We start from the raw sequence: 25,364 nt of genomic DNA on the forward strand, positions 1-25,364 counted from the left end.
ACAATCGTTTCCACTTTTGTTGAAAATGACTGTCATGAACGTACGCCGCCTGATACCCACCACCGCCGTCGCCGGAGCTGTCGTCCTCGGTCTGACCGCTCTCTCCGCCTGCTCCACCTCCGACGCCGCCTCCGACGGGGGCAGCGGGAGCAACGGCGACCAGCTGAAGGTGACGGCGTCGTTCTACCCGATGCAGTTCCTGGCCGAGAGGATCGGCGGCGAGCACGTCGCGGTCACCAACCTCACCAAGCCGGGCGTCGAGCCGCACGACCTGGAGCTCACCCCGCGCCAGATCGGCTCCATCAGCGAGGCCGACTACGTGCTCTACCTCAAGGGCATCCAGCCCGCCGTGGACGACGCGATCAAGCAGTCCGGTGTCAAGAACACCGTCGACGCCGCGACCCTCACCACGCTGGAGAACCACGGAGCCGAGGTCAGCGGCCACGACCACGGGCACGAGGACGACCACGGGCATGAGGACGAGCACGGCCACGAGGAAGAGGCCCACGAGGAGCACTCCGAGGGCGACGGCCACAACCACGGCGAGGAGGGCGGCGCCGACCCGCACATCTGGCTGGACCCGGTGAAGTACGCCGAGGTCGCCAAGGGTGTCGGCAAGTCGCTGGAGAAGGCCGACCCGGACCACGCCGCCGACTACAAGAAGAACACCGAGGCGCTGGTCGGCGAGTTGGACAAGCTGAACACGGCGTACGAGACCGGGCTGAAGAACACCGCCACCAAGACCTTCATCACCACCCACTCCGCCTTCGGCTACCTCGCCGAGCGCTACGGGCTGACCCAGCAGGGCATCGCGGGCATCGACCCCGAGGCCGAGCCGACCCCGGCGCGCATCCAGGAGCTGCACACCATCGCGGAGAAGGAGAAGGCCACCACGGTCTTCTTCGAGACGCTCGCCAGCGACAAGACCGCGAAGACCCTCGCGAAGGACACCGGACTCAAGACCGACGTCCTGGACCCGCTGGAGGGAATCACGAAGAAGTCCCAGGGCGCTGACTACATCGAGGTCATGGAGTCCAACCTCGCCGCGCTGCAGAAGGCGCTCGGCGCGAAGTGACCCGCACGACCCGCTTCACTCGTAGGACCATCGGATCGGAGGCGCTCATGCCGGAGCGTGAGAACAGCACCCGCGAGGCCGTCGTCAGCCTGCGCGGCGCCACCGCCACCCTCGGCGCGCGGCCCGTGCTGCGCGGGGTGGACCTCACCGTGCACCGCGGCGAGGTCGTCGCGCTGCTCGGCGCCAACGGTTCCGGCAAGTCCACCGCCGTACGGTCCGCCATCGGCCAGGTCCCGCTGACCGGCGGCACCGTCGAGCTGTTCGGCACCGAGCTGCGGCGCTTCCGCCAGTGGGGCCGGATCGGTTACGTGCCCCAGCGCACCACGGCCGCCGGCGGAGTGCCCGCCACCATCCGCGAGGTCGTCGCCTCCGGCCGGCTGGCCCGTACGAAGCTGCGGTGGCCCAGGAAGGCCGACAAGGCGGCCGTGGAGCGGGCCATCGAGCTGGTGGGCCTCGCCGACCGCGCCAAGGACTCCGTGAGCGCCCTGTCGGGCGGGCAGCACCAGCGGGTCCTGATCGCCCGCGCGATGGCCGCCGAGCCGGAGCTGCTGATCATGGACGAGCCGATGGCCGGGGTGGACCTGGCCAGCCAGGAGATCCTCGCCTCGACGCTGCGCGAGCAGGTGGCGCTCGGCACCTCCGTGCTGCTGGTGCTGCACGAGCTGGGGCCGCTGGAGCCGCTGATCGACCGGGCCGTGGTCCTGCGCGACGGCTGCGTGACGCACGACGGCCCGCCGCCGGAGGCGCTCGGCCAGCACGCGCTGCCCGGCCACGACCACGTACACCCCCACGCGGCCGCCGAGCCCGTACGGACGGGACTGCTGACCTGATGTTCCTCGAATTCCTCAACCCTCCCTTCATGCAGCGGGCGCTCATCGCGGCCGTCCTGGTCGGCATCACCGCGCCCGCCATCGGCATCTACCTGGTCCAGCGCCGCCAGGCCCTGATGGGCGACGGCATCGGACACATCGCGATGACCGGTGTCGGCCTCGGCTTCCTGCTCTCCACCAGCCCGGTCTGGATGGCCACCGCCGTCGCCGTGGCCGGTGCGGTCGTCATGGAGCTGATCCGCTGGTACGGGCACACGCGCGGCGACCTCGCCCTGGCGATGCTCTTCTACGGGGGCATGGCGGGCGGCGTGATGCTGATCAACCTCTCCGACACCGGCTCCAACGCCAACCTGACCTCGTACCTCTTCGGCTCGCTCTCCACCGTCTCCGAGTTCGACGTGATCGCGATCTGCGTGCTGGCGGCCTTCGTGGTGCTGGTCACCGTCGGGCTGCGGCGGCAGATGTTCGCGGTCAGCCAGGACGAGGAGTTCGCCCGGGTGACCGGGCTGCCGGTGCGGGTGCTGAACCTGCTGATCGCGGTGACCGCCGCCGTGACGGTGACCGTCGCGATGCGGGTCGTCGGGCTGCTGCTGGTCAGCGCGCTGATGGTGGTGCCGGTGGCGGCCGCGCAGCAGATCACCAAGTCCTTCAGGGTGACGTTCGTGCTCTCCGTGGTGATCGGCACCGCCGTGACCCTGACCGGCACCGTGACCTCGTACTACCAGGACGTTCCGCCGGGCGCGACGATCGTGCTGCTGGCCATCGCGGTGTTCGTCGCGCTGACCGCGCTCGCGGCTCCGCTCGCCCGGCGCCGGGCCCGGACGAGCGAGGAGAAGGGGGCCGAGTGCACCCTGGAGGTACCGGCGGCCCGCCGGGGGACGGACGACCTGCGCGTTTGAGTGCGGCGCCCGGGCGGGCTGGCACAATGGCCCGACACATGTACGGGCGACACGAGGAGGCACCTGTGGCCACGGCGCCGATCAGTGGCACGAACGCAGCGCCGGTACGCGGCCGGTCCACCCGGCAGCGGGCGGCGGTGGCGGCGGCCCTCGACGAGGTCGACGAGTTCCGCAGCGCCCAGGAGCTGCACGACGTCCTCAAGCACCGCGGCGACTCCGTGGGCCTGACCACGGTCTACCGGACCCTTCAGTCCCTCGCCGACGCGGGCGAGGTCGACGTCCTGCGTACCACCGAGGGCGAGGCCGTCTACCGGCGGTGCTCGACCGGCGACCATCACCACCACCTGGTCTGCCGGCTCTGCGGCAAGGCGGTCGAGGTCGAAGGGCCCGCCGTCGAACAGTGGGCCGAGATGATCGCCGCCCAGCACGGCTATGTGAACGTCGCGCACACCGTGGAGATCTTCGGCACCTGTGCGGAGTGTGCCGCGAGCAAGAAGTAAGCGCGCGAACGTGAGAGGGGCCCCTGTACGCGTACAGGGGCCCCTCTCACGTCCTACGACGTCACTTCTCGGCGGCCTCCGCGGCCTCCGCCGCCTCCTGCGCCCCGCCGAAGCGGCGGTCGCGCTGCGCGTACTCCAGGCAGGCGCGCCACAGGTCGCGGCGGTCGAAATCCGGCCAGAGAACGTCCTGGAAGACCATCTCGGCGTACGCGCTCTGCCAGATCAGGTAGTTCGAGGTGCGCTGCTCGCCGCTGGGACGCACGAAGAGGTCCACGTCCGGCATGTCCGGGTAGTAGATGTACTTCTGGAACGTCTTCTCGTTGACCTTGGACGGGTCGAGCTTTCCGGCCGCCACATCCCGGGCGATGGCCTGCGCGGCGTCCGCGATCTCGGCACGGCCGCCGTAGTTGACGCAGAAGTACAGCGTCATCTTGTCGTTGTCCTTGGTCTGCTCCTGGGCGACCTGGAGCTCCTGGACGACGGACTTCCACAGCTTCGGCATACGGCCGACCCAGCGGATCCGGATGCCGAGCTCGTCCATCTCGTCGCGGCGGCGGCGGATCACGTCGCGGTTGAAGTTCATCAGGAACTTCACCTCGTCCGGCGAGCGCTTCCAGTTCTCCGTGGAGAAGGCGTAGAGCGAGAGGTTCTTGACGCCCATCTCGATGCAGCCCTTGAGCACGTCCATGACGACGCCCTCGCCGACCTTGTGGCCCTCGGTGCGCGGCAGACCCCGCTCCTTGGCCCAGCGGCCGTTGCCGTCCATCACGACGGCGACGTGCTGGGGCACCAGTTCGCCGGGGATCTTCGGAGGCGTCGCGCCCGAGGGGTGCGGCTCGGGGGTCTTGTACGTGCGCCGGTTACGGCCGCCGAGGATCCCGCGTACTGCCATGAGGTTCTCAGTCTCCCTGTGTCACTTCTTTACGTACCGCGTCGCCGCTTGACGTTCCTTACGGGCCCGCGTCACTTCTCGACGTACCGCAGCGAGCGCAGGCCGCGCTCCAGGTGCCAGTGCAGATAGGCGGACACCAGCCCGCTCCCCTCCCTGACATGACGCGCCTCGCACGCGTCCGCCGTCGCCCAGTCGCCGCTCAGCAGCGCGCTCAGCAGTTCGAGGGCCTGTGCCGAGGGTACGACGCTGCCGGGGACCCGGCAGTCACCGCATATGACGCCTCCCGCCGCGACGGAGAAGAACCGGTTGGGGCCCGGCATTCCGCACTTGGCGCAGTCCTCGAAGCTCGGCGCGTACCCGTTGACCGCGAGCGAGCGCAGCAGGAACGCGTCCAGGATCAGGTGGGGCGCGTGCTCGCCGCGGGCGAGGGTGCGCAGGCCGCCGACGAGGAGCAGGTACTGCTGGACGGCCGGCTCGCCCTCGTGGTCGGTGAAGCGCTCGGCGGTCTCCAGCATCGCGGTGCCGGCGGTGTAGCGGGCGTAGTCGGCGACGATGCCACCGCCGTACGGAGCGATCGTCTCGCTCTGGGTGCAGAGCGGCAGCCCGCGGCCGACCAGCTCGCTGCCGCGCGCGAAGAACTGCACGTCGACATGGGAGAAGGGCTCCAGCCGGGCACCGAACTTGGACTTGGTGCGACGCACGCCCCGGGCGACAGCGCGGACCCGGCCGTGGCCGCGGGTGAGGATCGTGATGATCCGGTCGGCCTCGCCCAGTTTCTGCGTACGCAGCACGACGCCGTCGTCCCGGAACAAGCTCATGGGGCCATTGTCGCGCACACCGGGACGGGGGCGTACGCCTGTGCGCCTCTCGGGAGCCCCTAGGAGGGCGTGCGGGCCGCCGCTGCCAGCAGGCGGGTGGTGTCGTCGGCCGGGAGGGCCAGGGCGGCGCCCACCGTCGTCAGGACCTCGCGCTCGGCCGGGCTGTAGGGGCCGTCGGCGAGCGCGATCCTGGCGCCCTGGAGGAGGACCGACTCGCGGCCGGCGGCGGCCAGGTGCGGGGCGAGCGGGGCCAGGACCTCGTGCAGCTCGATGGCGAGGGTCGCGCCGCACGCCTCGGCCGCCGGGTCGGTCCGGGAGCCGTAGCCGGTGTCGGCGGCGAGCACCTCGACCACGGTGTAGAGCTGCTCCTGGGTGCAGTCGTCGAGCCCGGCGTCCCGGACGATGCCGACGGCGGTGTCCAGGACCGTACGGGAGGTGGTCCCGCCGGCCGCGAGGACGGCCAGGGTGACGGTGTGGACGGCCTCCCGGAGCATCGCGGAGAACCGGGTGGTGGTGGGGTGGTCCAGGGCGTCGGTGGCGAAGCGGGCGCGGCAGGCGGCGCACTCCACGACGGGTCCGGTCTCGCCGCGGCGGGCCAGCGGGATGCCGAGGACGGTGAGCCGGCGGCGGCCGGTGAGGCGGCGGTAGTTGCGGTCGCCGCCGCAGCCGGGGCAGAAGAAGGCGCCGTCGCCGACGGCGTCCCAGACCGTGCGGATACCGCAGAGGACCGGCCTCAGAGCGCGTTGTCCTTTGACTGACCGCACGTCGCACACCTCCGTAACGCTCCGGCAACACTGCCGTGTGTTGGACGTGATGTTAGCCACATGCGTGAGGCGGCGTCAGTAGCGCGGAGGTCACAACCCTTCGAATATGGCCGAACCCCGACCGCCCGGAGCGGGCGATCGGGGTCCTGGGACCGCTGACGTACGGGGTCGAAGCGGACGTCTGTACGAGGGGGTGCGCCGCCGGGTCAGCGGGAGGCGCGGTTGACGGCGGAGACGACCGCCTTGAGCGAGGCGCGGGTGGTGTTGGCGTCGATGCCGATGCCCCACAGCACCTTGCCGTCGATCGCGCACTCGATGTAGGAGGCGGCCTGGGCGCTGGCGCCCTCGCTCATCGTGTGCTCGGTGTAGTCCAGCAGCCGGGCGTCGATGCCGATGGCCTGCAGCGCTTCGAAGAACGCGGAGATCGGTCCGTTGCCCGATCCGGTCAGCACGGTGTCCGCGCCGTCCACGGTGGCCTCGACGGTCAGGGTGTCCGTGCCGTCGGTGTCGGTGGTGGTCTGGCCGGAGCGCAGCTGGATGCGCCCCCAGGCGTTCTCCCCGTTCGGCAGGTACTCGTCCTGGAAGGTGGACCAGATCTGCGTCGGCGTGACCTCGCCGCCCTCCGCGTCGGTCTTGGCCTGAATGATCCGGGAGAACTCGATCTGCATCCGGCGCGGCAGGTCCAGCTTGTGGTCGTTCTTCAGGACGTACGCGATACCGCCCTTGCCGGACTGCGAGTTGACCCGGATGACCGCCTCGTAGGAGCGGCCGACGTCCTTCGGGTCGATCGGCAGGTACGGCACGGCCCACTCGATGTCGTCGACGCTCTTCCCCTGGGCCGCCGCGTCCTTCTCCATCGCGTCGAAACCCTTCTTGATGGCGTCCTGGTGGGAGCCGGAGAAGGCGGTGTAGACCAGGTCGCCCGCGTACGGGTGGCGCGGGTGGATCTCCATCTGGTTGCAGTACTCGCTGGTGCGGCGGATCTCGTCGATCTGCGAGAAGTCGATCTGCGGGTCCACGCCCTGCGAGAACAGGTTCATGCCCAGGGTCACCAGGTCGACGTTGCCCGTGCGCTCGCCCTGGCCGAACAGGCAGCCCTCGATGCGGTCGGCACCGGCCATGATGGCCAGTTCGGCCGCCGCCACCGCCGTACCCCGGTCGTTGTGCGGGTGGACCGACAGGCAGACGAACTCGCGGCGGGACAGGTTGCGCGACATCCACTCGAAGCGGTCCGCGTGGGTGGAGGGCGTGGAGCGCTCCACGGTGGCGGGCAGGTTCAGGATGATCTCGCGGCCCTCCTCGGGCTGCCAGACGTCACAGACCGCCTCGCAGACCTCCAGGGCGAAGTCCAGCTCGGTGTCGGTGAAGATCTCCGGGCTGTACTGGTAGCCGAAGATCGTCTCGGGGCCCAGGATCTTCTCCGCGTACTCCATGACCAGCCGCGTGCCGTCCACCGCGATCTGCTTGACCTGCTCCTTCGAGCCGCGGAAGACCACGCGGCGGAAGGTCGGCGCGGTGGCGTTGTACAGGTGGACGGTGGCCCGGCGGGCACCGACCAGCGACTCCACGGTCCGCTCGATCAGCTCCTCGCGGGCCTGCGTCAGGACGGAGATCGTCACGTCCTCGGGGATCGCGCCCTCTTCGATGATCGAGCGGACGAAGGCGAAGTCGGTCTCGCCGGAGGACGGGAAGCCGACCTCGATCTCCTTGTAGCCCATACGTACGAGCAGATCGAACATCTCGCGCTTGCGGGCCGGGCTCATCGGGTCGATCAGCGCCTGGTTGCCGTCGCGCAGATCGGTGGACAGCCAGCGGGGCGCCACGGTGATCCGGTTGTCCGGCCAGGTGCGGCCGGCGATGTCCACGGCCTCGTAACCGCGGTACTTGTGGACCGGCATCCCGGACGGCTTCTGGAGCTGCGTCGCGTTGGTGACGGGGGTGGGGCGGCCGACAGCGTTGCTCGCGGGGTTCACGGGGGTCGTCATGACGTAGGGCTCCTCGGGGTCCGACATGGGGTCGGCCGACGGTGTCGCTGCAGCACCAGACTCCGCGGGGAGGGGGTCGGCCTACGACTACAGGCCCTCGCCGCGGCAGCTAAGGAGAAGCAGCCCGAAACGCATGATGCGACGAGCCTAGCCGAGGGTGGCCCGGGGTGTCGGTCCGTATCAGTATGCGGGACCGGGCATCGATGAGGGGAAAACGGTGACTCATCACTCCATTTCGTCAATCATCGTCGCAACCAGTGACAGGACCGTGACGGAGTGCCACAGTCGATGTCATGCAGCCTCGAACCGATGAAGACGGGCTCCACCCCGTCTTCTGCACCATCGTGCCGCCCCACGTCCTCGACAAGCTGTCGCACTCCGGCGACGCCCGGCTGGCCGAACCGGCCCGCCGCACCCTGGAGGCCGACGGCCTCCGCCGCGACCGCCGCCGGCTGACGGCCCTGGCCGCCGCGCCCGCCACCCCCACGGCGGGCGCGGTCCCCGCCAAACCCCACCGCACCCTGTACGACTGCGAGAACGGCACATCGCTGCCGGGCACCAAGGTCCGCGACGAGGGCGACAAACCCACCTCGGACGCCAGCGTCAACCGCGCGTACGCCGGACTCGGCGCCACCTTCGACCTGTTGCTCTCCGCCTACGGCCGCAGCTCGATCGACGGCAAGGGCCTGCCGCTCATCGGCTCCGTCCACTACGGCCACGAGTACAACAACGCGTTCTTCGACGGCGAGCAGATGGTCTTCGGCGACGGCGACGGCGAGATCTTCCTCGACTTCACGTACGCCATCGACGTCATCGCCCACGAACTGGCCCACGGCCTCACCCAGTACACCGCCAACCTGCGCTACGAGGGCCAGTCGGGCGCGCTCAACGAGTCGGTCTCCGACGTGTTCGGCTCGCTGGTCAAGCAGTACTCACTGGGCCAGAGCGCCGAGCAGGCCGACTGGCTGATCGGCGCCGGACTGCTGGCGCCCCGGGTCAGCGGGGACGCGCTGCGCTCGATGAAGGCTCCGGGAACGGCGTACGACGACGATGTGCTCGGCAAGGACCCGCAGCCCGCGTCGATGGAGGACTACGTCGAGACGGAGGAGGACAACGGCGGCGTCCACATCAACTCCGGCATCCCGAACCGCGCGTTCTACCTGCTGGCCACGGCCCTGGGCGGCAACGCCTGGGAGCGGGCCGGGCAGATCTGGTTCGACGTGCTGACCGGCGGCGAGCTGACGGCCACGGCGGACTTCGCGGAGTTCGCCCGGCTGACGGTCGCGGCGGCCGGCGCCCGCTTCGGGGAGCGCGGCGAGAAGGAGGCGGTGCTGAAGGCCTGGTCCGAGGTGGGGGTGGCGACGGCGTAGCGAGGCGCGCGTCACCGTCTCCGAGCGAGGCGGGCTTGAGCCGTCTCCGAGCGAGGCGGGCTTGAGCCGTCTCCGAGCGAGGCGGGCTTGAGCGTTCACCCGGCCCCGGCTAGACAGGACCCCATGCGTATTCAGGTCACCAGGACCGGCGGCTTCGCCGGCATCTCCCGCCACCATGAGGTCGACACCGAGGGCCGGGAGGACGCGGCGGAGTGGGAGTCGCTCGCCGAGGAGGTCCTCGCCGCCGCTCCGCCCGCCACCGGGGACGGCACCCCGTCCGGCACCCCGGACGCGCCGCCGTCCGGGGTGCCGGACGGATTCCGGTACCGGATCACGGTCGGGGACCGCACCGTGTACTGCGCTGACCCCGATCTGACCGGGGCCCAGCGCACGCTGGTCTCACGCGTCCTCAAGGAGGGCGCGTGAGACCGGCTGCTCCTTAGGGCCTGCTCAGAACCCGAGCTTGCGCAACTGCTTGGGGTCGCGCTGCCAGTCCTTCGCGACCTTCACGTGCAGGTCCAGGAAGACCGGCGTGCCGAGCAGCGCCTCGATGTGCTTGCGCGACTTGGTGCCGACGTCCTTCAGCCGCTGGCCCTTCGGGCCGATGATGATGCCCTTCTGGCTGGGGCGCTCGATGTAGACGTTGGCGTGGATGTCCAGCAGCGGCTTGTCCGCCGGACGGTTCTCGCGGGGCAGCATCTCCTCGACCACGACCGCGATGGAGTGCGGCAGCTCGTCGCGTACGCCCTCCAGCGCGGCCTCGCGGATCAGCTCCGCGACCATGACCATCTCCGGCTCGTCGGTGAGGTCGCCCTCCGGGTAGAGCGGCGGGCTCACGGGGAGCAGCGGGGCGATGAGGTCGGCGAGCAGGCTCACCTGCTGGTCCTTGACCGCCGAGACGGGCACGATCTCGGCCCACTCGAAGCCCAGCTCGTCCGCGAGCGCGGAGACGGCGAGGAGCTGTTCGGCCAGCGCCTTCGACTCGACCAGGTCGGTCTTGGTGATGATGGCGATCTTGGGGGTCTTCTTGATCCCCGCGAGCTCCTTGACGATGTACTTGTCGCCGGGGCCGAGCTTCTGGTCGGCGGGCAGGCAGAAGCCGATGACGTCGACCTCGGCCCAGGTGGTCCGTACGACGTCGTTGAGCCGCTCGCCGAGCAGCGTGCGCGGCTTGTGGAGGCCGGGGGTGTCGACCAGGATCAGCTGCGCGTCCTCGCGGTGCACGATGCCGCGCACGGTGTGCCGGGTGGTCTGGGGGCGGTTGGAGGTGATCGCCACCTTCTGACCGACCAGAGCGTTCGTCAGGGTGGACTTGCCGGCGTTGGGACGGCCCACGAAGCAGGCGAAACCGGCCCGGTGGGGGGAGGTGGTCTCCGCTTGCGGGGCAGCGGATTCTTGGTTCGGGCGAGCGCTCATGGCGACCATTCTCCCCGATCGCGGCGGCACTCCCGCACAGCGGTCCGTACGAACGCGCCGGAACGCCGTACGGAACCGCCCCCGGGACCGGCCCGTCAGCCCGCCGTGACCCTCAGCCGCAGGGTGCCGTCCGGGCCCGCGAGGAACACCGGCGTCTCCGGTCCGCCCAGGTCACGTACGGCGGCGCGGTCCTCGTCCGCGGGGGTCTCGGCGGCGGAGACGACGGCGGCGGCCTCCAGCGAGGTGGCACCGCTGGCGACGGCCATGGCGACTGCGGTCCGCAGCGCGCTCAGCCGCAACGACTCCAGCGCCACGGTGCCCGCCACATACGTACGTCCCGTCTCGTCGCGTACGGCGGCGCCCTCGGCCACCCCGTTGCGGGCACGGGCGCTGCGCGCCAGGGTGACGATCTTGCGGTCCTCGGCGCCGAGGTCGGCGGCGTCGGTGCTGTGGGTGCTGTCGGTCATGGCACGAGCATACGAAGCGGGCCGGGCCGGCCACACGCGGGTACGCCGACGGGCCCGCGCCTGCTTGCCGGCGCGGGCCCGTCCACGTAACCCCTAAGGCCGGTCCAGCCGGAGCCGTTCCGCCTTCGGGAGGCCGGCGACCACCAGGTCGTAGGAGTCCTCGATCAGCTCGCGCAGCAGCTTGTCCGGGACGCCGGAGACGGTCACCGTGTTCCAGTGGCGCTTGTTCATGTGCCAGCCGGGGACGACGGCCTTAGGGTGCTCCTCGCGGAGCCGGATCGCCTCGTCCGGGTCGCACTTGAGGTTGACCGTCAGCGGCCGGGCATCCAGCGTGGTGAGCGCGAACATCTTGCCGAGCACCTTGAAGACCGAGGTCTCCGGGCCGAACGGGAACTCCTCCGCGCTCGCGTTGAACTCCAGGCAGAAGGCGCGCAGCCGCTCGGGGGTCATACCGTCTCCGCCTCCGCTTCCTGCTCCTGGGGCTCCACCAGCACCGTGACGATCTTGTTCCGGCGGCCGGCCGGGGACTCGGCGGTGAGGCGGAGCTTGCGGCTGTCGGGCAGGTCGACGACGGCCGAGGCGCCGGCGATAGGGACCCGGCCGAGCGCCTTGGCGAGCAGGCCGCCGACGGTCTCCACGTCCTCGTCGTCGTACTCGTCGAGCCCGAAGAGGTCGCCGAGGTCACCGATGTCGAGCCGGGCGGTCACCCGGTAGCAGCCGTTCTCCAGCTTCTGGACGGGCGGCAGCTCGCGGTCGTACTCGTCGGTGATCTCGCCGACGATCTCCTCCAGGATGTCCTCGATCGTGACGATGCCGGCCGTGCCGCCGTACTCGTCGATGACGACGGCGACATGGCTGCGGTCCCGCTGCATCTCGCGCAGCAGGTCACCGGCGTTCTTGGTGTCGGGGACGAAGGCGGCCGGGCGCATCGCGGTGGAGACCGGGTCGGCCTCGGACTCGCGGTTGATGTGGGTCTTGCGGACCAGGTCCTTGAGGTAGACGATCCCGACGATGTCGTCCTCGTTCTCGCCGGTGACCGGGATCCGGGAGAAGCCGGAGCGCAGGGCGAGGGTGAGGGCCTGACGGATCGTCTTGTAGCGCTCGATGGAGACCAGGTCGGTGCGCGGCACCATCACCTCGCGGACCAGGGTGTCGCCGAGCTCGAAGACCGAGTGCACCATGCGGCGCTCGTCGTCCTCGATCAGCGACTCCGCCTCCGCCAGGTCGACCATGGCCCGCAGCTCGGCCTCGCTGGCGAACGGCCCCTTGCGGAACCCCTTGCCGGGCGTGAGCGCGTTGCCGATGAGGATCAGCAGCTGCGGGATCGGGCCCATGATCCGGGCCAGCGGCAGCAGGACGTACGCCGATGCGGTCGCCGTGTTCAGCGGGTGCTGGCGGCCGATGGTGCGCGGTGAGACGCCGATCGCGACATAGCTGACGAGGACCATGACGCCCATCGCGACGGCGAGCGCCTCCCAGGTCTCCGGGAACTTCTGCAGGCAGACATAGGTGACCAGCACCCCGGCCGACATCTCGCAGGCCACCCGCACCAGCAGCGCGACGTTGAGATAGCGGGTCGGGTCGGCGGCGATCTGCGCGAGCTTCGCGCTGCCGCGCCGGCCGGAGCGGACCGCCTCGTCCGCCCGGAAGCTCGACGTACGGGCGATGCCGGCCTCCGCGCAGGCGGCCAGCCAGCCGACCATGACCAGCAGGACGGCACCGGTGATCAGGGGCGCGATCACGAGACGGTCGGGGCCGGGGACGCACCGGTGAGCCCGTGCTCACCGCGCCAGCCGTCCACGATGGCGGCCTGGAGGCCGAACATCTCGGCCTTCTCCTCGGGAACCTCGTGGTCGTACCCCAGCAGGTGCAGCACCCCGTGGACGGTCAGGAGCTGGAGCTCCTCGTCCATGGAGTGCTGCGTCGGTGCCTCTTCGCCCTGCTTCTTCGCGACCTCCGGGCAGAGCACGATGTCACCGAGGAGCCCCTGCGGGGGCTCCTCGTCGTCCTTGGCCGGCGGACGCAGCTCGTCCATCGGGAAGGACATGACATCGGTCGGACCGGGGAGGTCCATCCACTGGATGTGCAGCTGCTCCATGGCGTCGGTGTCCACCACGATCACCGAGAGCTCGGACAGCGGGTGGATCCGCATCCGGGCCAGTGCGTAGCGGGCGATGTCGAGGATCGCCTGCTCGTCGACCTCGGTTCCGGACTCGTTGTTGACGTCGATCGACATGGTGCGCTGCGACTACTTCCCTTTACGTCGGTCGCGTCGGCCGTCTTCCCGGCCGCCCGCCTGACCGTCCTGCTGATCGTTTCGGCTGTCGTACTTCTCGTACGCGTCGACGATACGGCCGACGAGCTTGTGCCGGACGACATCCTGCGAGGTGAGGCGGGAGAAGTGCACGTCCTCCACACCGTCCAGGATCTCCTGGACCTGCCGGAGGCCGCTCTTGGTGCCGCTCGGCAGGTCGACCTGGGTGATGTCACCGGTGATGACGATCTTGGAGTCGAAGCCGAGGCGGGTGAGGAACATCTTCATCTGCTCGGCGCTGGTGTTCTGCGCCTCGTCGAGAATGATGAAGGCGTCGTTGAGCGTGTTGTGCGTCAGCAGGTAGTCCTGCGTGACGTACAGCGAGTCCTCCGCCGCCACCTGGATACAGACCGCCTCTTCACGCCCGGCCGGTTCGATGCTGTCGATGAACCGCATCGGGCGGCCGCCGCCGCCAGCCGCCCGGTACTTCTCGGCCTTGCGGGCCAGCCGGAAGGGCTCGATGCCCTCGGGAAGGCGGATGTCGACGATGTGGGCGTCGTAGCGGTGGTGGACCGGACGGCCCTTGGCACGTCCGGGCGCACGGCCCGCCGCCGGCCGACGGCGCGTGTAGGCAACTCCGCCGAGCGACTGCACCAGCGCGATCACATCGTCGCGGAGGACGGTCGAGGCGGTCGTGTACTGAATACGGCAGGTGCGGTCCGACTGCGTGACCGGACCACCATCGGCGTCCAGGAGACCTTGGAGCACGCCGAGGCGGACCTCGGCGGAATTGTGCAGATAGGCGTCCGGAACGAACTTCGAGTGGGACCGGCTCCCGAGCAGGTCCAGCTCCCGCAGGATCGCGGTGACAGGGTTCTCCAGTGTCACCACGTCGCCCGGCACCTTGGTCCGGTTCAGCACGTAGTCCGGCCCGCCCTTGTGGCGGAGAGTGACGCCGGTGAGCGCTCCTTGCAAGGCCTCGGCAAGCTCCTGATCCGCAGTGGCGAACGACGGCGTGGTGGAACCGGTGAGGCAGCCGTCGCCCAGCAGCAGCCCCAGTGCGTACGGGTCCATCGGGACCTCGCGCTCGGGGAAGCTGACGGGCGCGGTCAGCATCGGCAGCTCGTAACGGCGCGCGTGCGCCGCTCGGAGGTTGCCGATCATCTCCTTGGTCTCCAGGACCCGCCAGGCCTTGTCCCGGCGGCGGTCGGATGCCGTCCGGACCGTCCACAGGTGCTCGCCGCAGCACAGGGTCCAGGAACCGTCCTGAGCACTGACGCGGTAGATGTCCTTCTCGCCCTGCGGGTAGACGCCGAGGACCGGAGTCGGCTCGCCGTTGGAGCCGATGACGAGGTCACCCACCTCAAGGCTACCGATGGGCCGCCAGCCGTCGGGGGTCAGCACGTTGGTGAAGACGGGCTGGGCCCTACCCCGCATGTACGCCAGCGGCGCCACCTCGATCGTGCCCGCCGCCATCAGGCGCGGGATCGAGTCGGGGTCGAGCATGTCGTGCAGCGCGTCGTAGAGCGGGCGCAGATACGGGTCGATCTTGTCGAAGAGCGTGCCCGGGAGGAAGCCGAGCCGCTCCCCCGCCTCGACCGCGGGGCGGGTCAGGATGATGCGGCTGACCTGCTTGGACTGGAGCGCCTGGACCGCCTTGGCCATGGCCAGGTAGGTCTTTCCGGTGCCTGCCGGGCCGATACCGAAGACGATCGTGTGCTCGTCGATCGCGTCGACGTACCGCTTCTGGTTGAGCGTCTTGGGGCGGATGGTGCGGCCGCGGTTGGAGAGGATGTTCTGGGTGAGCACCTCGGCGGGTGTCTCGCCCTGGGGGTCTCCCTCGCCGGTGCCGGCCGCCCTGAGCATGGCGATCGACCGTTCCACTGCGTCCTCCGTCATCGGCGCTCCGGTGCGGAGCACGAGCATCATTTCGTCGAACAGGCGCTGGATGAGGGCGACTTCGGCCGCCTCGCCCGTGGCGCTGATCTCGTTGCCCCGGACATGGATGTCGGCCGCCGGGAAGGCCTCTTCGATCACGCGCAACAGCGAGTCACCCGATCCGAGGAGCATCACCATGGGGTGAGCGGCCGGGATCCGGATCTGGGCACGCGCCTGCGGGTGTGTGGGTGTCTGAGTCATGGGCCGGCCCTCGGGCCTGCGCATACCTCCCGTTGCAGGGTTCTCGCTGCTCGACAACCTCTGGATTACCCAGCCTACGACCTGGCAGTGACAACACAGAGTCCTTTTACCGGCCGTGTGTGCGAGGAGGCCGGTGGCCGTTCACCGGCGGAAGCCGATCGTGGGGACCGCGCGCCGCAGCGGCCAGGCGCGGGCCGTGGTGGGCAGCAGCTCCTCCAGGAACGCGTACCGCTCCAGGGCGGCCGGGTCCTGGCTCTCGCAGGTGCGGATGCGCTGCCACCAGGCGGCGATCTCGGCCCAGCCGGGTGCGGAGAGCGAGCCGCCGAACTCCTGGACCGAGAGCGCGGCGGTCAGCCCGGCGAAGGCGAGGCGGTCGGCGAGCGGCCAGTCGGCGAGGGTGCCGGTGACGAATCCGGCCACGAAGACGTCCCCGGCGCCCGTCGGGTCGAGCGCCTCCACCTCGATGGCGGGCACCTGGGCGGCGGCGCCGGTCCGCCCGTCGACGGCGTACGCGCCCTCGGCGCCCAGGGTGACGACGGCGAGCGGGACGCGTTCGGCCAGCGCGTGGGCGGCGGCGCGCGGACAGTCGGTGCGGGTGTAGCGCATCGCCTCCTCCGCGTTGGGCAGGAACGCCTCGCAGTGCGCCAGGTCCGGCAGCGCGTCCAGGTCCCAGCGGCCGGTCTCGTCCCAGCCGACGTCGGCGAAGACCAGCGCGCCGTGCCGGGCGGCGGTGGCCACCCAGGGCTCGCTGCGGCCCGGGACGAGCGAGGCGATCGCGGCACGGGCGCGCGGCGGGCACTGCGGGAAGGCGGGGTCCGGGGCGGCGGCGGGGGCGGTCTCCGTGGGGCCCGTGCCCGGCTGGTCCGGGGGCGCCGCCTGATCCGGGGACGCCGCCGGGCCCGGGGACGCCGCCGGTGCCGGGGACGCCGCCGGTGCCGGGGCCTCGTGGCCGTGGGAGACCATCGTGCGCTCGCCCTCGTACGCCATCGAGACCGTGACCGGCGAGTGCCAGCCGGGAACGGTGTGGGACATCGACAGGTCGATGCCCTCGCCCTGTTCCAGCGCGTCCCAGCAGTACTCGCCGTAGTGGTCGTCGCCGAAGGCGGCGGCCAGTGAGGTGTGCAGGCCGAGGCGGGCGAGCGCGGTGGCCATGTTGGCGACGCCGCCGGGGCTGGAGCCCATGCCGCGGGCCCAGGACTCGGTGCCGCGCACGGGAGCGCTGTCGAGGCCGGTGAAGATGATGTCGAGGAAGACCGTGCCCGTCAGGAAGACGTCACAGGCGGGGTCCTGCGGGGCGCGCAGGGCCAGTAGCGGGTCGATTCCTGGAGTGTCAGTGCTCACCGTGCGCTCCCCGGCCGTGCGGCAGATCTGGACAGTGTGAGATCCGGCCAGTCTGCCCGATTCGGGTAGCGGGGCGGAGCCTCCCCGCCGATCCGAGGGTTCCTCGGCGTGCGGTGCTGACCTGCATAAACATGCGCTGATACCCGGCCTCCAGATGCATAAACGCATAAGTGGCCCAGATCACAGCGAGGCGACTTTCGGTCGGCTGGGAGCGCTTGATACAAATTGCCCCGCGAGCACCTTCGGGGACGTTGCCCGACGAGAGCCGCACTTCTCGTATATCCCGCATTTCGCCGTACCCCCTTGCATTCTCCCCCTTTCCCGTGCGCCGGGCATCGCTCTGCCCTGCCCTGTCCTGCGCGCATCGCACCACCCTCCCCCCTCCCCCTGCCTGCTCAGGCATGTCTTCAGGAACGCCCATGTCGTCGCGCCGTGCCGCGTGGCCCTTGGTTGCCGTGTTCACCGCCGGTTACCTCGCCTCCTACCTGCTGCCCACCATCGTCGGCCGCCTCAGCGTCCATCTCGGGCTGACCCCCGCGCAGGCGGGCCTGGTCGGCAGTGCGCTGCTGCTGAGTTCGGCGAGTGCCGGGTTCACGCTGGCGGGCCGGGTCGAGCGGTACGGGTCCCGGACCCCGGCCCGGGCCGGTCTGCTGCTGGCCGCCGTCGGGTACGGCTCCGCCGCGCTGGCCGGGTCCGTGCCGCTGGTGGTGGCCTCCGTGATGGTCGGCGGCTTCGGCTCGGGTGCGGCGACGGCGGTCGCGGCGGCCGGGATCGCCGCGCAGCGCGACCCGCACCGGACGTCCTCGCTCGGGCTGCTCACCGTCTCCGCGACGGCGGGCGCGCTCTATCTGACGATCCCGCACCTCGGCGGCGGACATCGCCTCCCGTTCGCCGCGATCGCCCTGGTCGCCCTGCTCGTCTGGCCCGCGACCACCCGGCTGAACGGCCCCACGGCCCCGGAGGAGTCCGCCTCCCGGGTCACCGGCCGGCTGCCGCACCGCCGCTCCGGTCTCGTCCTGGCGGGCGGGATGCTCGTCTGGTCCATGGCGCAGAACGCGCTCTGGGGCGTCAGCAGCCGCATCGGCGTGGTGCAGGTGGGGCTCTCCGAGGTCACCGTCGGCGCGGTGTTCGCCGCCGCCCTCGGCGCGGGTCTGCTGGGCGTGATGGGCGCCGGGGTGCTGGGTGCGCGGGTGGGCCGGGCGGTGCCGATCGGGCTGGGGACCGTGGTCATCGCCGGGAGCATCGTGGTCAGCTCCTCGGCCCGGGACCTCGCCTCGTTCGCGACCGGCGAGATCCTCTGGAACACCGTCTACCCGGTGGTCCTCTCCTACCTGATCGGCCTGGCCGCCTCCCTGGACGTACGCGGCCGCTGGGCGGTCCTGGCGGGCTCGGCGTCCTCGGTAGGCGTGGCGTGCGGCCCGCTGCTGGGCAGCGTGCTCTCCGAGGAGGCCGGCTATCCGGCGATGGGGCTGATCCTGGGCGCGGCCACGCTCCTGGTCGCCGCGCCCGTGACCGCCGTGGCGCTGCACACCGGTGGGCGTCCGCTGGTGCCCGGCTCGGTCCGCCGCCGCGGTGGCGCCCCGGCCGCGCTGCTCGCCGCCACCACCGGCAGCCTCTCCGGTGCGGTGCCGAAGCTCGGCTCACCGGAACAGGCCGTCACCGAACTCCGCGTACGGCGCAGGCGACTGGTGCGCAGCGCGATCCGGACGGCCGGTCCGGACGGCGGTCCCGGTCAGTCGAACGCGTACGCCGCGACCTCGGACAGGTAGCGCGCCCTGCGCTCCTCGTCGTGGTCGAGGAAGGCCGCCTCGAAGGAGTTCCGGGCCAGGGTGCGCAGCTGCTCCGGGTCCAGGGCGAGCGCGTCCCGTACGGCGTCGAAGTTGTCGCCCGCGTACCCGCCGAAGTAGGCGGGGTCGTCGGAGTTGACCGTGCAGAGGAGGCCCGCGGCCATCATCTGAGGCAGCGGGTGGTCCTTGAGCGTGTCGACCGTGCGCAGCCGTACGTTGGAGAGCGGGCAGAGCGTCAGCGGCACCCGGTCCGCGACCAGCCGGGCCACCAGCTCCGGGTCCTCCATGCAGCGCAGCCCGTGGTCCACGCGCTCGACGCCGAGGACGTCCAGGGCCTCCCGGATGTACGACGGCGGCCCCTCCTCCCCCGCGTGGGCCACCTTGCGCAGGCCGAGCGCGGTGGCCGCCTCGTACACCTCGCGGAACTTGGCGGGCGGGTGGCCGACCTCGGCGGAGTCCAGGCCGACGGCGCTGATCCGGTGCAGGTAGGGGCGGGCGGCGTCCAGGGTGCCGAGGGCGGCTTCGGCGGAGAGGTCGCGCAGAAAACAGAGGATGAGCTGGGTGGAGATGCCGTGGGTCTCCTCGCTGCGCTCCAGCGCCCGGCTGAGCCCTTCGATGACCGTGCCGATCGGGACGCCGCGGGCGGTGTGGGCCTGCGGGTCGAAGAAGATCTCGGCGTGCCGGACACCTTGGGCTGCGGCGCGGGCGAGGTAGGCGTCGGCGAGTTCGGTGAAGTCCTCCTCCGTACGCAGCACGGCCATCAGCGCGTAGTAGAGGTCCAGGAAGGACTGGAGGTCGTCGAACGCGTAGGCCCTGCGCAGTTCGTCGGTGGTGGCGTACGGCAGGGTCACCCCGTTGCGTTCCGCGAGCGCGAAGGCGAGTTCGGGTTCGAGGGTGCCTTCGATGTGGAGGTGGAGTTCGGCCTTGGGGAGGTGCACGGTGTCTCGCAAACGGTGGTGCTGGTGGGGTCAGTGGTGGTGACGGGGAGGGAGCGGGACTCTGATCAGGTCCTGCGCCACGGTGAGTTCGCCGTCGAACCCGGCGGCGCGAGCCTGGGTCTCGAAGAGTTCGGGGTCGCTGTAGCGCTGCGAGAAGTGGGTCAGCACCAGATGGCGTACGCCTGAATCCTTCGCCACGCGGGCGGCCTGTCCGGCGGTCAGGTGGCCGTGGTCGGTGGCCAGTTTCTCGTCCTCGTCGAGGAAGGTCGACTCGATGACGAGCATGTCGCAGCCCTCGGCGAGCGCGTACACCCCGTCGCAGAGCCGGGTGTCCATGACGAACGCGAACCGCTGGCCGCGCCGGTGCTCGGAGACCTGCTCCAGCGTTACACCGTCGAGAGCGCCTTCCCGCTGGAGGCGACCGACGTCCGGTCCGGCGATCCCGTGCTCCTTGAGGAGGGCGGGCAGCATGCGGCGGGTGTCGGGCTCGGTGAGGCGGTAGCCGTACGACTCGACGGGGTGCGAGAGGCGGTGGCTGTCCAGCGTGTACGAGGCCGTGGTGGCGAGGACCCCGCCGGTTCCGGCGACCGGGGTCTGGGTCAGCTCGACGGTCTCGCGGTAGGCCGTGGCGTACCGCAGCCGGTCGAAGAAGTGCTGCCCGCTCGCCGGATAGTGGGCGGTGACGGGGTGCGGGACCTGGTCCAGGTTGATGCGCTGGATCACTCCGGCGAGCCCGAGGGAGTGGTCGCCGTGGAAGTGGGTGACGCAGATCCGGTCGATGTCGTGCGCGGCGACCCCGGCCCGCAGCATCTGGCGTTGGGTGCCCTCGCCGGGGTCGAAGAGGATGCCTTCACCGTCCCAGCGCAGCAGATAGCCGTTGTGGTTGCGGTGCCGGGTCGGGACCTGGCTGGCGGTGCCGAGCACCACCAGCTCGCGTACGGACATGGGAAAACGCTCCTGCGATGCGAAGAACTATCCGGGCGGCCACTGGAGGCCGCGGCCGCCCAGGACATGGGCGTGCGCGTGGAAGACGGTCTGGCCGGCGCCGGAGCCGGTGTTGAGGATGATCCGGTAGCCGGTGGCGTCCACCTTCTCGTCGGCGGCGACCGCTCCGGCCTCGCGCAGCACGTCGGCGGCGATCTGCGGTTCGGCGGCGGCCAGCGAGGCGGCGTCCGGGTAGTGGACCTTCGGGATGACCAGGACGTGGGTCGGGGCCTGCGGGTTGATGTCGCGGAAGGCGACGGTCGTGTCGCTCTCGCGGACGATGGTCGCCGGGATGTCCCCCGAGACGATCTTGCAGAACAGGCAGTCGGTCTGCGGCTCTCCCGCCATGGCGCCGGGCCTCCTCGTTCGCTGGTGATCAGTACGGCTCATGTTAGGGCCTGTCGTCAAACTGCCGTCGTCGCCCGGAGGGCGGCCGGGCGGCGTCTGGTGCGTGCGATCGCAAGGCGCCGGAATGGTCTTGTAGCGGAGCTACCAGGGCATTGCGGCAACGCCGGAGGGGGTCCCTCCCTGCTCGAGCGAAGCCGAGAGCTTGGGGGAGTGCGTGCCAGGCGTCGCCCGGCAGGCGGCAGTTTGACGACAGGCCCTAGAGCCTCTTGCCGGGCGGCCGGGCCCTGTTCAGCCCCAGCGGCCCGTGCGTCCCAGCAGCAGCGCGGTCGCGGCCGTCCCGGCGGTGGACGTACGGAGCACATTGCGGCCCAGCCGGTACGGGCGGGCGCCCGCCTCGGCGAAGGCGGCCAGCTCCTGCGGGGAGACGCCGCCCTCGGGGCCGACGACGAGGACGATGCTGCCGGTGGCCGGGAGTTCGGCGGTGGCGAGCGGGGTGCTGTCGTGGTCGCGGTCCTCGTGCAGGACCCCGGCGAAGTCGGCACCGGCCAGCAGGGCGGCGACCTGCTTGGTCGTCATGGCCTCGGCCACCTCGGGGAAGCGCACCCGGCGGGACTGCTTGCCCGCCTCCCGTGCCGTACTGCGCCACTTCGACAGGGCCTTGGCGCCCCGCTCGCCCTTCCACTGGGTGATGCAGCGGCCGGCCTGCCAGGGCACGATCCCGTCGACGCCGGTCTCGGTCATGGTCTCCACGGCCAGTTCGCCGCGGTCGCCCTTGGGGAGTGCCTGGACGACGGTGATCCGGGGCGCGGGCTCCGGCTCCTCGTGAACACTTTCGACCCCGACCGTCAGCCGGTCCTTGCCCTCGGCGGCCCGGACCACACTCTCCGCCCAGTGGCCGAGGCCGTCGGTGAGGGTGACGGCCTCGCCGGGCTCCAGCCGCTTGACCGACACGGCGTGCCGTCCCTCGGGTCCGTCCAGCACGAACTCCGGTCCGGTGGGCATCCGTTCGACGACGAAGACCGGTGCGGTCACCGGGGGCTCCTCATGCTCAGGGCCGCCCTGGCGGCCTCCAGTTCGTCGGCGAGCAGTTCGATCAGCTCGCCGACGGGCAGTTCGCGGGCCATGCGGTGGCCCTGCCCGGCCCACAGCGCCATGCCCTGCGCGTCCCCCGCCTTGGCGGCGGCCTGGCGCAGCCCGGTGGTCAGGTAGTGGACCTGGGGGTAGGCGGCGGGGGCGTACGGGCCGTGTTCGCGGACGAACCGGTTGACCAGGCCGCGCGCGGGACGGCCGGAGAAGGCGCGGGTCAGCTCGGTGCGGACGAAGAGCGGGTTGGTGAGGGCCTGCTTGTGGAGCAGGTGGGCGCCGGACTCCGGACAGATGAGGAACGCGGTGCCGAGCTGGGCGGCGTCGGCGCCGGCCGCGAGAACGGCGGCGATCTGCGAGCCGCGCATCAGGCCGCCGGTGGCGACGATCGGGATCTGCACGGTCTCGCGGACCTGGGTGACCAGGCTCAGCAGCCCGATGCCGGTCTGGTCGACCTGCGGGTCGTCGCGGTGGGTGGACTGGTGGCCGCCCGCCTCGACGCCCTGGACGCAGACGGCGTCGGCACCGGCCCACTGGGCGCCTTGGGCCTCCTCGGCGGAGGTGACGGTCACGATGGTGTACGTCCCCGCCTTGGCGAAGGCGTCCAGCGTGTCGCGGGTGGGGCAGCCGAAGGTGAAGGAGACCGCCGGGACGGGGTCCTCCAGCAGGATGGCGACCTTCGCCTCGTACCCGTCGTCGCCGCAGCCGTCGGGGTCGCCGAGCGGGGTCTCGTACCAGGCGACCTCACCGGCCAGCTGGTGGCGGTAGACCTCGACGGCACTGGGGGCGGCGAGCGCGGGCTGCGGCATGAAGAGGTTGACGCCGAACGAGCCGCCGGTGAGCCGGCGCAGCTGTTTGATCTCGTTGTACATGCCGTCCGCCGTTTTGTACCCGGCGGCGAGGAACCCGAGCCCGCCCGCCTCGGCGACGGCCGCGGCGAGCTGAGGTCCGGAAGCGCCGCCCGCCATGGGGGCCTGCACGATCGGATACCGGCAGAGATCGGTCAACGCGGAGGACATGACCGCATCGTGCCACGTCCGCCGCACAGGGCCGAATCAGCCAGCTTCGCCGGTGACCGGATCTCCCGCAGAACGCCGCACCGCCCACCGGCGGGTAACCGATGGGCGGTGCGGTGAAAGGCGGAAAAGGGTTCAGCGGCCGTTGAAGGCGTCCTTCAGCCGGGAGAAGAGACCCTGCTGACCTGGCTGGAATTGACCCAGAGGCCGCTCCTCGCCGCGCAGCTTGGAGAGCTCCCGCAGGAGCCGTTCCTGCTCGGCGTCGAGCTTGGTCGGCGTGATCACCTCGACGTGCACGATCAGATCGCCCCGGCCGCCGCCGCGCAGGTGCGTGATGCCCCGACCGTGCAGGGGTACGGACTGGCCGGACTGGGTGCCGGGCCGGATGTCGATCTCCTCGACGCCGTCCAGGGTCTCCAGCGGACACTTCGTACCGAGCGCGGCCGCGGTCATCGGGATGGTGACCGTGCAGTGCAGGTCGTCGCCGCGCCGCTGGAAGACGGAGTGCGGCAGCTCGTGGATCTCGACGTACAGGTCGCCGGGCGGGCCGCCGCCGGGGCCGACCTCGCCCTCACCGGCGAGCTGGATACGGGTGCCGTTGTCGACGCCCGCCGGGATCTTGACCGTGAGCGTGCGGCGCGAGCGGATGCGGCCGTCGCCGGCGCACTCCGGGCACGGCGTCGGCACGACCGTACCGAAGCCCTGGCACTGCGGGCAGGGCCGCGAGGTCATGACCTGGCCCAGGAAGGACCGGGTGACCTGCGAGACCTCACCGCGGCCGCGGCACATGTCACAGGTCTGCGCGGAGGTACCGGGGGCCGCGCCCTCGCCGCTGCAGGTGTTGCAGACGACCGCCGTGTCGACCTGGATGTCCTTGGTGGTGCCGAAGGCCGCCTCCGCGAGGTCGATCTCCAGGCGGATCATGGCGTCCTGGCCGCGCCGGGTGCGCGAGCGGGGCCCGCGCTGCGAGGCCGTTCCGAAGAACGCGTCCATGATGTCGGAGAAGTTGCCGAAGCCACCGGCTCCGAACCCGCCCGCGCCGCCTCCGCCCTGAGCGGAGAGCGGGTCGCCGCCGAGGTCGTAGACCTGCTTCTTCTGCGGGTCCGAGAGCACCTCGTAAGCGGCGTTGATCTCCTTGAACCGCTCCTGGGTCTTCGGATCCGGGTTGACATCCGGGTGCAGCTCGCGGGCGAGCCGACGGAATGCCTTCTTGATCTCGTCCTGCGATGCGTCGCGGCGTACGCCTAGTACGGCGTAGTAGTCCGTGGCCACTTACGACTCCGCCAGGATCTGTCCGACGTAACGTGCCACTGCGCGTACCGCTCCCATCGTTCCGGGGTAGTCCATGCGGGTCGGTCCGACCACGCCGAGTTTGGCGACTGCCTCGTCGCCCGAACCGTAGCCGACCGCGACGACGGACGTGGAGGTGAGCCCCTCGTGGGCGTTCTCGTGCCCGATCCGCACGGTCATGGCTGAGTCCGTGGCCTCACCGAGCAGCTTCAGCAGGACGACCTGCTCCTCCAGTGCTTCCAGCACCGGTCGGATCATCACAGGGAAGTCGTGCCCGAAGCGGGTGAGGTTGGAGGTGCCGCCGATCATCAGCCGCTCCTCCGTCTCCTCGACCAGGGTTTCGAGGAGGGTGGAAAGAACCGTGGAAACCGTCCCCCGGTCCTCGCTGTCGAAGGATTCCGGCAGCTCCCGCACCAGCCGCGGGACATCCGCGAAGCGGCGTCCGACGACCCGGCTGTTGAGCCGGGCCCGCAGATCCGCGAGGGATGCCTCGCCGAAGGGCGCGGGGCAGTCGATCATACGCTGTTCGACCCGGCCGGTGTCCGTGATCAGGACGAGCATCAGCCGGGCCGGTGCGAGCGAGAGCAGCTCCACGTGCCGCACCGTCGAGCGGGTCAGCGAGGGGTACTGCACGACCGCGACCTGCCGGGTCAGCTGCGCGAGCAGCCGCACCGTCCGGCCGACCACGTCGTCGAGGTCGACCGCGCCGTCGAGGAAGTTCTGGATGGCGCGGCGCTCGGGCGAGGAGAGCGGCTTGACGCCCGCGAGCTTGTCGACGAAGAGGCGGTACCCCTTGTCGGTGGGGATGCGCCCCGCGCTCGTGTGCGGCTGCGCGATGAAGCCCTCGTCCTCCAGCACCGCCATGTCGTTGCGGACGGTGGCCGGCGAGACGCCCAGCTGGTGCCGCTCCGTGAGCGCCTTGGAGCCGACGGGCTCCTCGGTGCCGACATAGTCCTGGACGATGGCGCGCAGCACTTCGAGTCTGCGTTCGCTGAGCATGGCGCACACCTCCAGCTGTCGTTCTCCGGCGTCGGTCTTCCGGTACCCGTCTGGCACTCGGTGCGTACGAGTGCCAGCTACTCATCGGTCAGTGTACGGGGGTGGGGTGGGGCCGGGGCAAGGGCGGACCGGCCACGCCGCCGCCGAGCCGTACGGGACGGTGCCGATA

General features: G+C 70.9%; 25 protein-coding genes. 7 read left to right on the forward strand and 18 right to left on the reverse strand.

The window, feature by feature from the left end; all coding sequences use genetic code 11:
* Nucleotides 1–34 precede the first annotated feature (34 nt).
* From ACQP09_RS09375 to ACQP09_RS09390, 4 genes are all read left to right on the forward strand, one after another.
* Nucleotides 35–1,075 carry a metal ABC transporter substrate-binding protein gene (locus tag ACQP09_RS09375; RefSeq protein ID WP_433397514.1) on the forward strand — a complete coding sequence of 347 codons (1,041 nt, stop codon included), beginning with the start codon at nt 35–37 and terminating at the stop codon, nt 1,073–1,075.
* Between the two features lie 47 nt (nt 1,076–1,122).
* Nucleotides 1,123–1,905 (forward strand): metal ABC transporter ATP-binding protein, encoded by a 783-nt coding sequence (locus tag ACQP09_RS09380; RefSeq protein ID WP_433397516.1) that lies wholly within the window; start codon nt 1,123–1,125, stop codon nt 1,903–1,905.
* Nucleotides 1,905–2,804: a metal ABC transporter permease gene (locus tag ACQP09_RS09385; protein ID WP_433397518.1), complete on the forward strand. Its 900-nt coding sequence runs from the start codon at nt 1,905–1,907 to the stop codon at nt 2,802–2,804. Before ACQP09_RS09380 ends, ACQP09_RS09385 begins: the two co-directional genes overlap by 1 nt.
* Before the next feature lie 65 nt (nt 2,805–2,869).
* Entirely contained in the window at nt 2,870–3,304 is a 435-nt protein-coding gene (locus tag ACQP09_RS09390; RefSeq protein WP_030563397.1) for a Fur family transcriptional regulator, read from the forward strand.
* Nucleotides 3,305–3,365: 61 nt separating this feature from the next.
* Here the strand turns inward: ACQP09_RS09390 and ACQP09_RS09395 are convergent, their stop codons facing one another.
* From ACQP09_RS09395 to leuA, 4 genes are all read right to left on the reverse strand, one after another.
* Nucleotides 3,366–4,196 carry an isoprenyl transferase gene (locus ACQP09_RS09395; RefSeq protein ID WP_433397520.1) on the reverse strand — a complete coding sequence of 277 codons (831 nt, stop codon included), beginning with the start codon at nt 4,194–4,196 and terminating at the stop codon, nt 3,366–3,368.
* 71 nt (nt 4,197–4,267) lie between these two features.
* Nucleotides 4,268–5,014, reverse strand: coding sequence for a DNA repair protein RecO (gene recO, locus ACQP09_RS09400; RefSeq protein ID WP_073873640.1), 747 nt, complete (start codon nt 5,012–5,014; stop codon nt 4,268–4,270).
* Between the two features lie 59 nt (nt 5,015–5,073).
* Nucleotides 5,074–5,778: a TerB family tellurite resistance protein gene (locus ACQP09_RS09405; protein ID WP_433397523.1), complete on the reverse strand. Its 705-nt coding sequence runs from the start codon at nt 5,776–5,778 to the stop codon at nt 5,074–5,076.
* Between the two features lie 206 nt (nt 5,779–5,984).
* Nucleotides 5,985–7,763 (reverse strand): 2-isopropylmalate synthase, encoded by a 1,779-nt coding sequence (gene leuA, locus ACQP09_RS09410; RefSeq protein ID WP_433397525.1) that lies wholly within the window; start codon nt 7,761–7,763, stop codon nt 5,985–5,987.
* Nucleotides 7,764–8,056: 293 nt separating this feature from the next.
* Between leuA and ACQP09_RS09415 the strand changes: the two genes are divergently transcribed.
* Together ACQP09_RS09415 and ACQP09_RS09420 are read left to right on the forward strand one after the other, a co-directional pair.
* The gene (locus ACQP09_RS09415) at nt 8,057–9,133 is read left to right on the forward strand and encodes a M4 family metallopeptidase (protein ID WP_433397526.1); all 1,077 of its coding nucleotides are present in this window, start codon (nt 8,057–8,059) and stop codon (nt 9,131–9,133) included.
* 123 nt (nt 9,134–9,256) lie between these two features.
* A complete protein-coding gene (locus tag ACQP09_RS09420; RefSeq protein ID WP_433397528.1) occupies nt 9,257–9,559 on the forward strand; it encodes a protealysin inhibitor emfourin in 303 nt (100 codons plus the stop codon).
* A gap of 24 nt (nt 9,560–9,583) precedes the next feature.
* Here the strand turns inward: ACQP09_RS09420 and era are convergent, their stop codons facing one another.
* The 7 genes from era to ACQP09_RS09455 form a co-directional block, all read right to left on the reverse strand.
* Nucleotides 9,584–10,558, reverse strand: coding sequence for a GTPase Era (gene era / locus ACQP09_RS09425; protein WP_433397529.1), 975 nt, complete (start codon nt 10,556–10,558; stop codon nt 9,584–9,586).
* Between the two features lie 86 nt (nt 10,559–10,644).
* On the reverse strand, nt 10,645–11,016 hold the full coding sequence (locus ACQP09_RS09430; protein WP_433397531.1) for a cytidine deaminase: 372 nt from the start codon (nt 11,014–11,016) through the stop codon (nt 10,645–10,647).
* Between the two features lie 93 nt (nt 11,017–11,109).
* Entirely contained in the window at nt 11,110–11,466 is a 357-nt protein-coding gene (locus tag ACQP09_RS09435) for an MmcQ/YjbR family DNA-binding protein (RefSeq protein WP_433397533.1), read from the reverse strand.
* Nucleotides 11,463–12,758, reverse strand: coding sequence for a hemolysin family protein (locus tag ACQP09_RS09440; RefSeq protein WP_433397535.1), 1,296 nt, complete (start codon nt 12,756–12,758; stop codon nt 11,463–11,465). Before ACQP09_RS09440 ends, ACQP09_RS09435 begins: the two co-directional genes overlap by 4 nt.
* Nucleotides 12,755–13,252 (reverse strand): rRNA maturation RNase YbeY, encoded by a 498-nt coding sequence (gene ybeY, locus ACQP09_RS09445; RefSeq protein ID WP_366421992.1) that lies wholly within the window; start codon nt 13,250–13,252, stop codon nt 12,755–12,757. Before ybeY ends, ACQP09_RS09440 begins: the two co-directional genes overlap by 4 nt.
* 12 nt (nt 13,253–13,264) lie before the next feature.
* Nucleotides 13,265–15,409 (reverse strand): PhoH family protein, encoded by a 2,145-nt coding sequence (locus ACQP09_RS09450; RefSeq protein WP_433397537.1) that lies wholly within the window; start codon nt 15,407–15,409, stop codon nt 13,265–13,267.
* A gap of 141 nt (nt 15,410–15,550) precedes the next feature.
* The gene (locus ACQP09_RS09455) at nt 15,551–16,750 is read right to left on the reverse strand and encodes a carbohydrate kinase family protein (RefSeq protein ID WP_433397538.1); all 1,200 of its coding nucleotides are present in this window, start codon (nt 16,748–16,750) and stop codon (nt 15,551–15,553) included.
* Between the two features lie 419 nt (nt 16,751–17,169).
* Between ACQP09_RS09455 and ACQP09_RS09460 the strand changes: the two genes are divergently transcribed.
* Entirely contained in the window at nt 17,170–18,519 is a 1,350-nt protein-coding gene (locus tag ACQP09_RS09460) for an MFS transporter (protein WP_433397539.1), read from the forward strand.
* On the opposite strand, the gene ACQP09_RS09465 is transcribed toward ACQP09_RS09460, so the two are convergent.
* From ACQP09_RS09465 to hrcA, 7 genes are all read right to left on the reverse strand, one after another.
* Entirely contained in the window at nt 18,483–19,475 is a 993-nt protein-coding gene (locus tag ACQP09_RS09465; protein WP_433406533.1) for an adenosine deaminase, read from the reverse strand. The two genes, ACQP09_RS09460 and ACQP09_RS09465, sit on opposite strands and share 37 nt — an antisense overlap.
* Nucleotides 19,476–19,505: 30 nt before the next feature.
* Nucleotides 19,506–20,420 (reverse strand): ribonuclease Z, encoded by a 915-nt coding sequence (locus ACQP09_RS09470; RefSeq protein ID WP_433397541.1) that lies wholly within the window; start codon nt 20,418–20,420, stop codon nt 19,506–19,508.
* 27 nt (nt 20,421–20,447) lie between these two features.
* Complete coding sequence (locus tag ACQP09_RS09475) at nt 20,448–20,807, reverse strand: histidine triad nucleotide-binding protein (protein ID WP_404057846.1); 360 nt, start codon at nt 20,805–20,807, stop codon at nt 20,448–20,450.
* Nucleotides 20,808–21,095: 288 nt separating this feature from the next.
* Nucleotides 21,096–21,839 carry a 16S rRNA (uracil(1498)-N(3))-methyltransferase gene (locus tag ACQP09_RS09480; RefSeq protein ID WP_433397543.1) on the reverse strand — a complete coding sequence of 248 codons (744 nt, stop codon included), beginning with the start codon at nt 21,837–21,839 and terminating at the stop codon, nt 21,096–21,098.
* Nucleotides 21,836–22,909, reverse strand: coding sequence for a nitronate monooxygenase (locus tag ACQP09_RS09485; protein ID WP_433397545.1), 1,074 nt, complete (start codon nt 22,907–22,909; stop codon nt 21,836–21,838). The genes ACQP09_RS09480 and ACQP09_RS09485 overlap by 4 nt, the downstream gene beginning before the upstream one ends.
* A gap of 132 nt (nt 22,910–23,041) precedes the next feature.
* Nucleotides 23,042–24,178, reverse strand: coding sequence for a molecular chaperone DnaJ (gene dnaJ / locus ACQP09_RS09490; RefSeq protein ID WP_432152265.1), 1,137 nt, complete (start codon nt 24,176–24,178; stop codon nt 23,042–23,044).
* On the reverse strand, nt 24,179–25,195 hold the full coding sequence (gene hrcA / locus ACQP09_RS09495) for a heat-inducible transcriptional repressor HrcA (protein WP_030563440.1): 1,017 nt from the start codon (nt 25,193–25,195) through the stop codon (nt 24,179–24,181).
* Nucleotides 25,196–25,364 lie beyond the last annotated feature (169 nt).

Origin of the sequence: Streptomyces sp. CA-146814, from assembly GCF_050942385.1 — a bacterium.
Taxonomy (GTDB): Bacteria; Actinomycetota; Actinomycetes; order Streptomycetales; family Streptomycetaceae; genus Streptomyces.